The 13,314-nt window shown below is 71.5% G+C and carries 11 protein-coding genes; 7 read left to right on the top strand and 4 right to left on the bottom strand.

The genetic code is table 11. From position 1 onward, the window contains the following. Window positions 1-67 precede the first annotated feature (67 nt). On the top strand, window positions 68-568 hold the full coding sequence (locus ACOZ90_RS05720; protein ID WP_422892680.1) for an SET domain-containing protein: 501 nt from the start codon (window positions 68-70) through the stop codon (window positions 566-568). Between the two features lie 17 nt (window positions 569-585). Here the strand turns inward: ACOZ90_RS05720 and ACOZ90_RS05715 are convergent, their stop codons facing one another. From ACOZ90_RS05715 to fusA, 4 genes are all read right to left on the bottom strand, one after another. After that, a complete protein-coding gene (locus ACOZ90_RS05715) occupies window positions 586-1,017 on the bottom strand; it encodes a hypothetical protein (RefSeq protein ID WP_422892679.1) in 432 nt (143 codons plus the stop codon). Window positions 1,018-1,203: 186 nt separating this feature from the next. Continuing rightward, a complete protein-coding gene (locus ACOZ90_RS05710) occupies window positions 1,204-1,593 on the bottom strand; it encodes an HU family DNA-binding protein (RefSeq protein WP_422892678.1) in 390 nt (129 codons plus the stop codon). A gap of 117 nt (window positions 1,594-1,710) precedes the next feature. After that, complete coding sequence (locus ACOZ90_RS05705) at window positions 1,711-2,136, bottom strand: DUF2784 domain-containing protein (protein ID WP_422892677.1); 426 nt, start codon at window positions 2,134-2,136, stop codon at window positions 1,711-1,713. An 8-nt stretch (window positions 2,137-2,144) separates the two neighbouring features. Further along, window positions 2,145-4,208, bottom strand: a complete 2,064-nt coding sequence (gene fusA, locus ACOZ90_RS05700; protein WP_422892676.1) for an elongation factor G — start codon at window positions 4,206-4,208, stop codon at window positions 2,145-2,147. Between the two features lie 260 nt (window positions 4,209-4,468). Here fusA and ACOZ90_RS05695 point away from each other — a divergent pair, with 260 nt between their 5' ends. From ACOZ90_RS05695 to murD, 6 genes are all read left to right on the top strand, one after another. After that, window positions 4,469-4,903, top strand: a complete 435-nt coding sequence (locus ACOZ90_RS05695) for an OsmC family protein (RefSeq protein ID WP_422892675.1) — start codon at window positions 4,469-4,471, stop codon at window positions 4,901-4,903. Between the two features lie 67 nt (window positions 4,904-4,970). Then, window positions 4,971-6,674, top strand: coding sequence for an amidohydrolase (locus ACOZ90_RS05690; RefSeq protein ID WP_422892674.1), 1,704 nt, complete (start codon window positions 4,971-4,973; stop codon window positions 6,672-6,674). Between the two features lie 103 nt (window positions 6,675-6,777). Continuing rightward, window positions 6,778-7,887 (top strand): DUF5694 domain-containing protein, encoded by a 1,110-nt coding sequence (locus ACOZ90_RS05685; RefSeq protein WP_422892673.1) that lies wholly within the window; start codon window positions 6,778-6,780, stop codon window positions 7,885-7,887. A gap of 77 nt (window positions 7,888-7,964) precedes the next feature. After that, complete coding sequence (locus ACOZ90_RS05680; protein ID WP_422892672.1) at window positions 7,965-10,565, top strand: bifunctional aspartate kinase/diaminopimelate decarboxylase; 2,601 nt, start codon at window positions 7,965-7,967, stop codon at window positions 10,563-10,565. Between the two features lie 5 nt (window positions 10,566-10,570). Then, window positions 10,571-11,929 (top strand): UDP-N-acetyl-alpha-D-muramoyl-L-alanyl-L-glutamate epimerase, encoded by a 1,359-nt coding sequence (gene murL, locus ACOZ90_RS05675; RefSeq protein ID WP_422892863.1) that lies wholly within the window; start codon window positions 10,571-10,573, stop codon window positions 11,927-11,929. Further along, entirely contained in the window at window positions 11,904-13,307 is a 1,404-nt protein-coding gene (gene murD, locus ACOZ90_RS05670; RefSeq protein WP_422892671.1) for a UDP-N-acetylmuramoyl-L-alanine--D-glutamate ligase, read from the top strand. Before murL ends, murD begins: the two co-directional genes overlap by 26 nt. Window positions 13,308-13,314 lie beyond the last annotated feature (7 nt).

Below are 13,314 nucleotides of genomic sequence, written 5' to 3'. Positions count from 1 at the left end.
GGCATGCATCGAAGGCCCGGGTTGGCCACAATAGCGGGCCTACCTTACCCAACGGCCTGGATCCCTGATGGCGAAGACCAAGAAGACCGCGAAGAGCAAGAAGCCGAAGAAAGTGGAGGCCCGCCTGTCGCCGATCCACGGCAACGGCATCTTCGCCATCGCCGACATCGCCAAGGGCGAGCGGGTGATCCGCTACAAGGGCGCGCTGCGCACCCATGACGAGGTGGACGAGGAGTACGGCGGCCAGGAGGAGAACGGGCACACCTTCCTGTTCACCCTCAACGACACCTACGTGATCGACGCCAACGTCAGCGCCAACGTCGCGCGCTGGATGAACCACAGCTGCGATCCCAACTGCGAGGCGGTGGTGGAGGAGGACGACAAGGGCCGGCCGGAGAAGGACAAGGTGTTCATCGAGGCCGTCCGCGACATCGCCGCCGGCGAGGAGCTGACCTACAACTACGGCATCGTGCTGGACGAGCGCCACACGCCGAAGCTGAAGAAGCTGTGGGGCTGCCGCTGCGGTTCGGACAGCTGCACCGGGACGATGCTCCAGCCCAAGCGCTGAGGCCTCGCGCGCGCCGGTCAGTCCGGCGCGGAGAGCTCGCGCCGGCGCGGCCGCAGCCACGCCAGCAGCATTCCCAGCAGCCCGGCGGCCACCAGATCGAACAGCGACTGGCGCAGCATCAGTGACAGCGGCAGCGGCTGGCCGACGTAGGCCAGCAGGTGCCAGGGGACGAACGAGACCAGCCCGATCGCCAGGCCGAACGCCAGGCCCTGGCGCAGCTGCACCTGGTCGCTGTCGTGCAGGCGGTGGTAGAGCCAGGTCATGGCGAAGCCGACCAGGGCATAGGCGGCCAGCAGCCAGGGCGCGCGTGCGCTGGCCTCGGCCTGGCTGCGATAGAGCCCGGCATGGGCGACGTAGTCGCCGCGCAGCAGCAGGCCGTGGACGATGAGGCCGAGAACCATCGCGGCCACCGAGACCACGATGCAGCAGATCCAGAAACGCTTGCCCATGACGACTCCTGCGTGGCGGCGCGGGCCGCGGGGCGATGCTAACGCGAGGCGTCGGCGGGCTCCAGCCGGGCGGCAGCGAGGCGCGGGGGAGGGCGGCGAACGCCTGCGGTACGGGCACGAAAAAGGCCGGCTCGTGGAGCCGGCCTTCCTGGATCCGGGCGGCGAAAGCCGGCCCGGATCGGTGGATCAGGCGGCGGCGTCCTTGAGCTTCTTCAGCGGACGCACCTTGACCTTCACCGAGGCGGGCTTGGCGGCGAACCACTGCTCTTCCTTGGTGAACGGGTTGATGCCCTTGCGGCGCGGCTTGGCCGGCACCTTGGTGGCGGTGATCTTGAGCATGCCCGGCAGGGTGAACGAGCCGACGCCGCGCTTGCTCATCGAGCCGGCGATGGTGTCGTCGAGCGAGGCCAGGACGGCGCGCACGTCCTTGGCGGCAACGCCGGTGGTCTCGGCCAGGTGCGAAACCAGGCCTGCCTTGGTCAGCGATTCCTTGATCGCCTTCGGAGCGGCCGGCTTGGCGGCGGCCTTCTTGGTGGCGGCCTTCTTCGTCGCCTTCTTCACTGCTTTCTTCGCCATGATTTCCTGTTCCGTGATGTGTGGTGGAGTGGTCTGGCCGATACGTCGGCATCTGGAATGTAGGCCATGTGCGGGCCCGCGCCAATAGGAAAGTGCAAAAAAACAGGGTGTTTTGGACTATCGGACGATGCGCGCAGTGGATCGGTTGCCGCGCGGACGGGGTGGCCAGAGGCGCCAGCTGGCCAGCAGGACGGCGGCGAGCACGGTGTAGGCGGCGACGAAACTCCACCAGGGCAGGTCGAAATAGATCAGCCGTGACAGCCAGTGTTCGATGAAGGATCCGGCGTAGGCGTCCTGCCCCGCGCGCTGGCGCAGGGCCTGTTCCCATTCGGTCAGCGGGCACAGCCGGCCCAGCCATGCCTGCAGGGCGATGAAGGCCATCAGGGCGAGGTGGGTGATGCGGAATGCGCGGCCGCGCACCCACCGCCAGCCCAGCGGGCCGCCGCCCAGGATGGCCAGGGTGCCAAGGACGACGAAGGCGACGATCCCCACGTGCAAGGCGAGGATCGCGTCGGCAAGCACGGCGGCGAAGGCGGGGGACACGGGCCGGCTCAGTCCTCCTCGTGCCGCGGCCGCCAGCTGTCCACCAGCTTCTGCTGCACCTGGGGCGGAACCGGTTCGTAGTGGCTGAAGTCCACGGCGTAGCGGCCGCGGCCGGCGGTGACCGACTTCAGTTCGGCGGGATAGCCGTCCAGCTCCGACAGCGGCACCTGGGCCTTGACCACGATCTCCCCGCCCTTGGCGGCGTCGGTGCCGTTGATGCGCGCGCGCTTGCCGGCCAGGCCGCCGCTGATGTCGCCCATGTGCGCCTCGGGCGCCTGCACCTGGAGGCTGACGATCGGTTCGAGCACCTGCGGACGGGCCCTGGAGATGGCGTCCAGGAAGGCCTTGCGGCCGGCGGCGATGAAGGCGACCTCCTTGCTGTCCACCGGGTGGTGCTTGCCGTCGTAGACGGTCACCCGCACGTCCTGGATCGGGTAGCCGGCGATGGCACCGCCGCGCATGACGTCGCGCACGCCCTTTTCCACCGCGGGAATCAGCTGGCCGGGGATCACGCCGCCCTTGACCTGGTCGACGAACTCGAAGCCACCGCCGCGCGGCAGCGGCTCGATGCGCAGGAACACCTCGCCGAACTGGCCGGCGCCGCCGGTCTGCTTGCGGTGGCGGTGGTGGCCTTCGGCGGCGGCGCCAATGGTCTCGCGGTAGGCGATGCGCGGCGGCCGGGTGGTGACCTCCACGCCGTGGCGATCCTTCAGCCGATCCAGGTTGATGCGCAGGTGCAGATCCGACAGGCCGCGGATCACGGTCTCGTTGGTTTCCTCCTCGTGCTCGACGTGGAAGCACGGATCCTCCTCGGCCAGCCTGTGCAGGGCGTTGGCGAGCTTTTGCTCCTGGCCGCGGCTGGAGGCCTCGATGGCCAGGCCGAACATCGGCCGCGGGAAGTCGATCGGCTCCAGGTGGATGTGGTCTTCGTCGTGGCTGTCGTGCAGCACCGCGTCGAAGTGCAGATCCTCGATCCTGGAGACGGCGGCGATATCGCCGGGCACCGCGCGTTCGATCTCGACGTGATCCTTGCCCTGGATCCGGAACAGGTGGCCGACCTTGAACGGCTTGCGGCCGTCGTCGACGAACAGCTGCGAGTCCTTCTTCACCGTGCCCTGGTAGACGCGGAAGATGCCCAGCTTGCCCACGAACGGGTCGTTGACGATCCGGAACACGTCGGCGACCACGTGCGCGTCCGGATCCGGCGACAGTTCCAGCGGCACGGCGTCGGCGCCGCTGCCCTTGCGGAACAGCGGCGGGTTGCCTTCGCCGGGGTGCGGGAACAGGCGCTCGGCCACGTCCAGCAGCTTGCGCACGCCCACCCCGGTGCGTGCGGAGGCGAAGCACACCGGCACCAGGTGGCCTTCGCGCATGCACTGCTCGAACGCGTCGTGCAGCTCCTCGCCGGACAGGCCTTCCTCGCCCAGTTCGAGGTAGCGATCCATGACCGTTTCGTTGATCTCCACCACCTGGTCCATGGTCTTCTGGTGCCAGTCGGCCACCGGCCCCAGGTCGCTGCCGCCCCCGGCCTGGTCGAAGCAGTCGACCACCTTCGCGCCGCCGTCGGCGGGCAGGTTGAGCGGCAGCACCTGCGGCCCGAACTCCGTTCGCAGCTCGTCCAGCACCGCCGCGCAGTCGGCGCCTTCGGCATCGATGCGGTTGACCACGATCGCCCGGCACAGGTTGCGCTCCTTCGCGCGGGCCATCAGCCGGCGGGTGCCGTGTTCCACGCCGTTGACCGCGTCGACCACGACCACCACCGTTTCCACCGCATCCAGCGCGGAGAGCGCCGGGCCGCGGAATTCCGGGTAGCCGGGGATGTCGATGAGGTTGATGTGCACGCGCTGGCCGCCGGCCGCGACGTGGTCGATGGACGCGAGCGCGGCGTCAATGGAGTGGCCGCGCTGGCGCTCGATCGGGTCGTGGTCGGACACGGTGTTGCCGCGCTCGATGGTGCCTGCCGACTGGAGGGCGCCGCCGGCATGCAGCAGGGCTTCGAACAGGGTGGTCTTGCCGGCGCCGGGGTGGCCTGCCAGGGCCACGTTGCGGATGTCGGGCGTGGAATGGGACATGGGGCCGATCCTCCCTTGCATGGATGGGAAGCCCGGCCGTGCGCGGCCGGGCCCGTGCGGGGCTCGCACGGCGGCCGTCATGGCAGTCCGCAGTCGGTGCGCTGCCGCGCGAGCGGGCGCTCGGCGGGCGGTCATGGCGGGACTGAACCTTAGCGCGCGGGCGCGTGCAGCGTCCCGTTGCGGTGCACCAACGCGGACGCCACATCCGCGTAACGGAACCGGCGCTAGCGTGGGGGCCCTCTCCCGACTGGAACAACGACATGGGCATTTCACGCAAGGCCACCGCGCGCTGGGAAGGCGACCTGAAGTCCGGCCGCGGCACCATCAGCACCCCCGACAGCGGCCTGATGGAGGACACCCGCTACGCGTTCAGCAGCCGCTTCGGCGACGAGAAGGGCACCAACCCGGAAGAGTTGATCGCCGCCGCCCACGCCGGCTGCTTCAGCATGGCCCTGGCCAACGCGCTGGCCGAGGCGGGGCACCCCGCCGACTCGGTGGACACCCGCGCCGAGGTCGACCTGTCGATGGAAGGCGGGCCGACGGTGAGCGCGATCCGGCTGGTGACGAAGGCCAAGGTGCCCGGCATCGAGGCGGCGAAGTTCCGCGAAATCGCCGACGACATGAAGCAGAACTGCCCGGTGTCGCGGGCGCTGAGCGCGGTGCCGATCACCCTGGACGCCGAGCTGGCCGGCTGACGCGTTTGCGGCGACGCGCGGCGGCAATGCATAGTGGCCGCCGCTTCCGGGGAACGAGGGGTTCCACATGCGTCGTCTGCTTCCGCTGCTCATCGCCGGCCTGCTCGCGCAGGGCTGCGCCCAGAACGGGGATGCCTCCACCGATGCCGCCGGCGCCGACGGCGTGCGGCTGCTGGTGGCCGAGCGCATCCACACCTCCGATCCGTCGCGCCCGCAGGCCGGGGCGATGGCGTGGGACGCCGATGGCCGCATCGTGGAGGTCGGCAGCGCCGAAGACCTGCGTTCGAACTGGCCCGGCGCCGAAGTGGTGGATCTGGGTGACGCCGTGGTGGTGCCGGGGCTGATCGATTCCCACGGCCACCTGATGAGCTACGGCTTCTCGCTGATGTCGGCCGACCTGGCCGGTGCCCTCGACAAGGCCGAGGTGATCTCGCGCCTGCAGGCGTTCGCCGCCGACCTGCCGGAAGGCGCCTGGCTGCAGGGCCGCGGCTGGGATCAGAACCTGTGGCCGGAGCGCGAGTTCCCGACCGCGGCCGACCTGGACGAGGCCTTCCCCGACCGCCCGGTGTGGCTGGTGCGCGTGGACGGCCACGCCGGCTGGGGCAATTCGGAGGCGCTGCGGCGCGCCGAAGCGGTGGAGGGCGCGCGGCCGCTGGCCGGGGACTGGCATCCCGAGGGCGCCCGCATCGAGCGTGTGGACGGGCAGGCGAGCGGCGTGTTCGTCGGTGGCCGCGCCCGCGCCCTGGTCGAGCGTGCGATTCCCGAGCAGGACGAGGCCCTGCGCGAGCAGGCCCTGGAGCGCGCGCTGGCCGCGGCGGTATCGATGGGCCTGACCGGCGTGCACGACATGGGCGTCTCGCGCGCCGACCTGGCCCTGTTCCGCCGCTTCGCCGACGAGGGGCGCCTGCCGCTGCGGGTGGCCGCCTACGCTGCCGGCGACGGCGATGCCTTCGCCGACCTGTGCAGCAACGGCCTGTACACCCACGACGGCGGCCGCCTGTGGATGCACGGCATCAAGCTGTTCGCCGACGGCGCGCTGGGCAGCCGCGGCGCGGCGCTGAAGGAGGAGTACAGCGACGATCCGGGCAACCACGGCCTGCTGGCGTACGAGCCGGCCGCCTACGAGGACATCGTCCGCCGCGCCCACGAGTGCGGGGTGCAGGTGACCACCCACGCCATCGGCGACCGCGGCAACCGCGCCGTGCTGGACGCCTATGCGAACGTGCTCGGCGACAGCGCCGGCCCCGGCCACCGCTGGCGGATCGAGCACGCGCAGATCGTGTCGGTCGAGGACATCCCGCGCTTCTTCGCGCTGGACGTGATCGCCTCCATGCAGCCCACCCACGCCACCTCGGACATGGGCTGGGCCGGCGACCGGGTGGGCCAGGAGCGGCTGGTCGGTGCCTACGCCTGGCGCAGCATGATGGACGCCGGCGTGCGTCTGGCGCTGGGCTCGGATTTCCCGGTGGAGTCGGCCGATCCGCGCCTGGGCCTGTACGCGGCGGTGACCCGGCAGGATCGCGACGGACAGCCGCCGGGCGGCTGGCTGCCCGAGCAGCGCATGACCGCGGCCGAGGCGCTGGAAGGCTTCACCGCCGGTTCGGCCTACGCGACCCGCAGCGAAGGCGAAATCGGCCGGCTGGCGCCGGGCCTGCGCGCGGACTTCGTGGTGCTGGGCGAGGATCCGCTGCAGGTGCCGGCCGCGCAGCTGGACGCGCTGACCGTGCGCGCGACCTGGGTGGACGGTGAGGCGGTGTACGAGGTCCGGTGAGGCGCCTGCGACCCTGCCGATCGTTCAGGGGCCAATGGCACGGGCGGGCCGGAACGTGCACGCAATAGGCTGACCACCGGCACAGCGAACCGGTGGAGGCAGCATGTGGATTCAATCGGCAGTACTTGGCCTGGCGCTTCTGGCCACGGGAGTGGCGGGCGCACAGGCACAGGATCGGGTGGATCTGTCCGGGCTGGATCGCGACATGGCCGGGCCCCGCGCCAAGGTGCTGGTGCTGGGGTCGGCGCATCTTGCCGAGCATTTCGACGAGGACTTCGATCCGGACGTGCTCGACCCCTTGCTGGACAGGCTGGCGGCGTTCGCGCCGGACGTGATCACGGTGGAGGCGCTGTCGGGGATGGAGTGCGACCTGTACCGCCGGCATCCGGAGGTGTTCTCGCAGGAAGGCGCAGACCGGTTCTGCTTCGACACCGCCGCGGCCCGCGCGGCGACCGGGCTGGAGGTGCCGGCTGCGATTGCCGGTGCCACCGCGATGCTGTCCGACTGGCCCGAGGCGCCCACGCCGGCCCAGCGCAGGCGGCTGGCATCGCTGTTCCTGGCCGCCGGGGAGCCGGAGTCGGCCCTGGTGCAGTGGCTGCAGCTGCCGCAGGACGAGCGCCGCACGGGCGACGGCCTGGACGATGCGCTGGTCGAACTGCTGCACCGGCGAGCAAAGCACCCCAGCGAGAGCGACCAGATTGGTGCCCGACTGGCGGCCAGGCTTGGCCTGGCGCGCGTGTACCCCACCGACGACCACACCGGCAGCCACCTGGGCATTGCCGACGAGCAGGTTGAAGCCTATGGCCAGGCCCTGTATGCGGCCTGGGAGACGGCGTCGGAGACGACTGATCCGATCGCCGAACGCTCCAGCGCGCTGGTGGAGTCGGGCGACATGATGGCGCTGTACCGGCACCTCAACCGGCCACAGGTTCGCCAGGCGGTGGCCGAGTCCGATTTCGGCGCCGCGCTGGCCCATGCGCCGTCCCAGCCCTGGGGCCAGATGTACGTGGCGGCGTGGGAGACGCGCAACCTGCGGATGGTGGCGAATATCCGCGCCGCGTTTGTCCCGCGCCCCGGGGCGCGGGTGCTTTCAATCGTCGGGGCCAGCCACAAGCCGTGGTTCGATGGCCAGTTCGCCCGCATGCTCGGGGTGGATCTGGTGGAGGTGGAGCAGGTGCTTGGGCCGATTCCGGAGTCCGCAGCGGGCCGGTGATCACGCCGGCCGCCGCCGCTCTACAATGCGTGGTTTCGCATGCCCCTGTGGGGCGGTAGGAAGAGGCCTCAGCCCTGATGTCCCCCATTGTTCCGAGCAAGAACCGCTGGATCGTCCTCAAGTTCGGTGGCACCAGCGTCTCCAGGCGCGAGCGCTGGGACACCATCGGCCAGCTGGCGCGCGAGCGTGCCGACCTGCACGGGGCGCGGGTGCTGGTGGTGGTGTCGGCGCTGGCCGGAACCACCAACGCGCTGCAGGCCATCGCCGACGGAGCCACGGACACGGGCAGCGGACTGGAAGCGGTGGATCGCCTCCATCGTGAATTCGCCGCCGAGCTTGATCTGGATCCGGACGCGGTGCTGGGCGGGCGCCTGGCCGCGCTGCGGGCGCTGGGCGCCGACCCGCGCGCGGCGTCCCGGCCGCTCGACTGGCAGGCCGAGGTGCTGGCCCAGGGCGAACTGCTGTCCTCCACCCTGGGCGCCGCCTACCTGCGCGGGCAGGGCCTGGACTTCGGCTGGTTCGACGCGCGCGAGTGGCTGGATGCGCTGGCGCTGCCGAACCAGGCCGAGTGGACGCGGCGGATGGCGGCTACCGGCCGGCGCGAGGCGGACGACGCCTGGCGCGAGCGCTTCAACGCCCAGTCCGCCGCGCCGATGCTGCTGACCCAGGGCTTCATCGCCCGCCACGGCGACGGCGGCACCGCGCTGCTGGGGCGCAGCGGCTCGGACACCTCGGCGGCGCTGTTCGGCGCCCTGCTCGGGGCCGAGCGGGTGGAGATCTGGACCGACGTGCCGGGCATGTTCAGCGCCAATCCGCGCGAGGTGCCCGACGCGCGCCTGCTGCAGCGGCTGGACTACGCCGAGGCGCAGGAAATCACCACCACCGGGGCGCGGGTGCTGCACCCGCGCGCGCTGGGGCCGTGCCGCGACGCGGGCGTGCCGCTGGCGATCCTGGACACCGCGCGCCCGGAGCTGCCCGGCACCGTGATCGACGACGGCGCCGGCGGCGTGCCCGGGGTCAAGGCGATCAGCCGCCGCGGCGGCATCGTGCTGGTGTCGATGGAAACGGTGGGCATGTGGCAGCAGGTCGGCTTCCTGGCCGACGTGTTCGAGATCTTCCGCGCGCACGGGCTGTCGGTGGATCTGCTGGGCTCGTCGGAAACCAACGTCACCGTTTCGCTCGACTCCAGCGAGAACCTGGTCAACACCGACGTGCTGGCGCGGCTGTCGGAGGACCTGTCGAGGTGCTGCCGGGTGAAGGTGATCGCGCCGTGCGCGTCGATCACCCTGGTCGGGCGCGGCATGCGCTCGCTGCTGCACCGGCTGTCGGAGATCTGGGCCACGTTCGGCCAGGAGCGGGTGCACCTGATCTCGCAGTCCTCCAACGACCTCAACCTGACCTTCGTGATCGACGAGGCCGATGCCGAAGGCATGATGGCCTCGCTGCACGCGCAGCTGATCGCCAGCGGGGCGATGCCGGTGCACGAGCCGGGCGTGTTCGGGCCGCGCTGGAACGAGCTGTCGGGTACCGCGCGGGTGCGCGGGCCGCGCTGGTGGGAGGGCGATCGCGGGCGGCTGCTGGAGATCGCCGCCGCGGGCACGCCGGCCTACGTGTACCACCTGCCGACGGTGCGCGAGCGCGCCCGCGCGCTGGCCGCGATCGCGCCGGTCGACCGCCGCTTCTTCGCCATCAAGGCCAACCCGCATCCGCTGATCCTCAATGCGCTGGTGGACGAGGGCTTCGGGCTGGAGTGCGTGTCGCTGGGCGAGCTGCGGCACGCGTTCGCATCGGTGCCGGGGCTGGACGCCGGCCGGGTGCTGTTCACCCCCAGCTTCGCGCAGATCGACGAGTACGCGGCCGCGTTCAAGCTGGGCGTCACCGTGACACTGGACAACGTGGAGGCGCTGCGGCGCTGGCCGGAGGTGTTCGGCGGCCGGCGGCTGTGGATGCGGGTGGATCTTGGGCGCGGCGAGGGCCACCACGCCAAGGTGCGCACCGGCGGGGTGGCGTCCAAGTTCGGGCTGCCGGTGGCGCGCATCGACGAGTTCCTGGAGGCCGCGCGCGGGCTTGGCATCCTCGTGGACGGGCTGCACGCGCACCTGGGCAGCGGGGTGGATACGCCCGAGCACTGGCGTTCGGTGTGCGACGAGCTGGGCGGGATTGCCAACCGCATCGGCAGCATCGACACCATCGACATCGGCGGCGGCCTGCCGATCCCGTACCGCGCCGAGGACGAGCCGTTCGACCTGGACGCCTGGAGCGCCGGGCTGGCCGAGGTCAAGGCGGCGTACCCGGGCTACCGGATGGCGATCGAACCGGGCCGCTACATGGTGGCCGAGTCCGGCGTGCTGCTGCTCACCGCGACCCAGGTGGTGGAGAAGCACGGCGTGCGCCGGGTGGGCGGCGACGCGGGCATGAACGCGCTGATGCGCCCGGCGCTGTACGAGGCCTGGCACGACATCGCCAACCTCAGCCGGCTGGACGATGCGGACACGACCGACTTCGACGTGGTCGGCCCGATCTGCGAGACCGGCGACGTGCTCGGCCAGAAGCGCCCGCTGCCGCTGGCCACCGCGCCCGGCGACGTGCTGCTGGTGGCCGATACCGGCGCCTACGGCTTCGTGATGTCCAACACCTACAACCTGCGCGAACTGCCGCGCGTGGAGGTCCTGGAGTGAGCGCGGTGGAGTTCTCGCGTGACGGCGTGCGGGCGTTCCGCTTCGTGCGCTGCGGGTTCGATCCGGCCACCGGCGTGGCGGAGCTGGCCTACGCTTTCGACGACGGCCCGGAGCTGGTGGAGACGGTGATCCTGCCGGGGGCGCCGTTCGAACTGGACGGCGCGCGGGCGCAGGCGGCCGAGCGCGCGCTGCGGCTGCTGCACCTGATCGCCGGGGTGAGCTACTACAAGGCGGCGGTGCCGGAGGAGATCCGGATCGATACGTATGAGATCGACCCGGCCACCGCGGTGCTGCTGGACGACGTCTACCTGCACGGGCTGGGTGAGTTCGCCTACCGCAACGGGCTGGATCTGCACGGGCGGATCCGCTTCCCGCACCGCGCGCGGGGCGGCGAGGAAGTGCCGGCCGCCGGGCTGCGCGAGCACGCGCTGGTGGCCATTGGCGGCGGCAAGGATTCGCTGGTCAGCATCGAGGCGCTGCGCGAGGCCGGGGTGGCGCAGACCGTCACCTGGATCGGCGGGTCGCAGCTGATCCGCGCCTGCGCCGGCCGTACCGACCTGCCCACGCTCAACGTCGGCCGCCAGCTGGCGCCGGAGCTGTTCGAGTACAACCGCCTGGGCGCGTACAACGGCCACATCCCGGTGACCGCGATCAACTCGGCGATCCTGGCCTTCGCCGCGGTCGTGCTGGGCGTGGATCAGGTGGTGTTCTCCAACGAGCGTTCGGCCAGCTACGGCAGCGTGATCGAAGGCACCGGCGAGGTGAACCACCAGTGGTCGAAGGGCTGGGCGTTCGAGCGCGATTTCGGCCGGCACCTGCAGCGGCACGTGGCGGCCGACCTGCGCTACTACTCGCTGCTGCGCCCGTTCAGCGAGCTGGCGGTGGCGCGGCAGTTTGCCCAGTCCAGCCGCTACGACGCGCACTTCTCCAGCTGCAACCGCAACTTCCACCTGCTCGGCGAGCGGCCGGTGAACCGCTGGTGCGGGGTGTGCCCGAAGTGCCACTTCGTGTTCCTGGCGCTGGCGCCGTTCATGTCCAAGCCGCGGCTGGTGGGTATCTTCGGCCGCAACCTGCTCGACGACGCGGACCAGGTGCCCGGCTATGACGCGCTGATGGAGTTCCACGACCACAAGCCGTTCGAGTGCGTGGGCGAGGCGCGCGAGTCGCGCGCGGCGATGGCGGCGCTGGCGGCGCGGCCGGAGTGGCGTGAGGATGCGGTGGTGAAGCGGTTCGCGAAGGTGATCGCGCCGATGCTGGAGGGCGAGGACCTGGCCATCGCGCAGCTGCTGGTGCCGGTGGACGAACACCGGATCCCCGAGGCGCTGTGGGAGCGGATGCGTGGACGATTCAATCCCGGCCATTGACCGGCTCGCCGGCCGGCGCGTGGCCCTGTGGGGCTGGGGCAGCGAGGGCCGGGCGGCGTTCGCGGCGCTGCGCGAACTGCAGGACGGCCCGGCCTCGCTGACCCTGTTCTGCGTGCCCGAAGAAGCGGAGCAGGCGCGGACGGCTGGTGGTGACGGCCTGGTGGTGGAGACGGAGGTTTCCGCCGAACGGCTGGCGGCCTTCGACGTGGTGGTGAAGTCGCCGGGCGTGAGCGCGTACCGCCCCGAACTGCTGGAGGCGCGCGAGCGCGGCACGCGGTTCGTGGGCGGCACCGCGCTGTGGTTTGCGGCGCGGCCGGATGCGCGCACCCTGTGCGTCACCGGCACCAAGGGCAAGAGCACCACCAGCGCGCTGCTGGCGCACCTGCTGCGCGCGGCGGGGCTGCGCACCGCGCTGGCCGGCAACATCGGCATGCCGCTGCTGGAGCTGCTGCACGGGCAGGCCGAGGCGTGGGTGTTCGAGCTGTCCAGCTTCCAGACCCGCGACGTCGCTGCTTCCGGGCGGCGGCCGGACGTGGCGGTAGTGACCCTGGTGCATCCCGAACACCTGGACTGGCACGGCAGCGAGCAGCGCTACGTGGACGACAAGCTGGCGCTGCTGACCGAAGCCAGGCCGCGGGTGGCGGTGCTCAATGCCGCCGATCCGCGGCTGGCGGCGCTGGAGCTGCCCGAAAGCCGCGTGGTGTGGTTCAACCGTGAGGACGGCTGGCACCTGCGGGGGACGGTGATCCACCGCGGTGACGAGGCGGTGTTCGACGCCGCCGGCCTACCGCTGCCGGGCCGCCACAACCGGCTCAACCTGTGCGCGGCGCTGGCGGCGATCGAGGCGTTCGGCGTCGATCCGCTGCCGCTGGCGGCGCGGGCGGGCGACTTCAAGCCGCTGCCACACCGGCTGCAGCCGCTGGGCGAGCGCGACGGGATCGCCTGGGTCAACGATTCGATCAGCACCACGCCGCTGGCGGCCGGGGCGGCGCTGGAGGTGTATCGCGATGCGCGCGCGGTGATCCTGCTGGGCGGGCACGAGCGCGGCGTGGACTGGAGCGTGTTCGCGGGTGCGCTGGAAACCCATCCGCCGCTTGCCGCGGTGACGATGGGCGCCAGCGGGCCGCGTATCCACGGCGTGCTGGAGCCGATCGCGGCGCGCGCGGGGATGCGGCTGGCTGCAGCCGCCGACCTGCCCGGCGCGGTGGAAGCGGCGCGCGGGCTGCTGGGCGATGGCGGCGGCGTGATCCTGATGTCGCCGGGTGCGCCGAGCTTCGGCCCCTACCGCAACTACACCGAGCGCGGCCGCCACTTCGCCACCTTGGCCGGCTTCGACCCCGAGGCCATCACCGCGATCCCGGGCCTGGGCATCGCCTGAGCCGGAG

Origin of the sequence: Luteimonas dalianensis (assembly GCF_049339425.1) — a bacterium.
Taxonomy (GTDB): domain Bacteria; phylum Pseudomonadota; class Gammaproteobacteria; order Xanthomonadales; family Xanthomonadaceae; genus Luteimonas; species Luteimonas dalianensis.
The sequence above is the reverse complement of the archived record's forward strand: the minus strand, read 5'-3'. Positions and strand labels throughout refer to the sequence as shown.

Bases quoted from the DNA above. Each gene is read 5' to 3' on its own strand.
- ACOZ90_RS05690 (WP_422892674.1), top strand. From the start codon at position 4,971: ATGCGTCGTCTGCTTCCGCTGCTCATCGCCGGCCTGCTCGCGCAGGGC.
- ACOZ90_RS05685 (WP_422892673.1), top strand. From the start codon at position 6,778: ATGTGGATTCAATCGGCAGTACTTGGCCTGGCGCTTCTGGCCACGGGA.
- ACOZ90_RS05680 (WP_422892672.1), top strand. From the start codon at position 7,965: ATGTCCCCCATTGTTCCGAGCAAGAACCGCTGGATCGTCCTCAAGTTC.
- ACOZ90_RS05710 (WP_422892678.1), bottom strand. From the start codon at position 1,593: ATGGCGAAGAAAGCAGTGAAGAAGGCGACGAAGAAGGCCGCCACCAAG.
- fusA (WP_422892676.1), bottom strand. From the start codon at position 4,208: ATGTCCCATTCCACGCCCGACATCCGCAACGTGGCCCTGGCAGGCCAC.
- ACOZ90_RS05695 (WP_422892675.1), top strand. From the start codon at position 4,469: ATGGGCATTTCACGCAAGGCCACCGCGCGCTGGGAAGGCGACCTGAAG.
- ACOZ90_RS05720 (WP_422892680.1), top strand. From the start codon at position 68: ATGGCGAAGACCAAGAAGACCGCGAAGAGCAAGAAGCCGAAGAAAGTG.
- ACOZ90_RS05715 (WP_422892679.1), bottom strand. From the start codon at position 1,017: ATGGGCAAGCGTTTCTGGATCTGCTGCATCGTGGTCTCGGTGGCCGCG.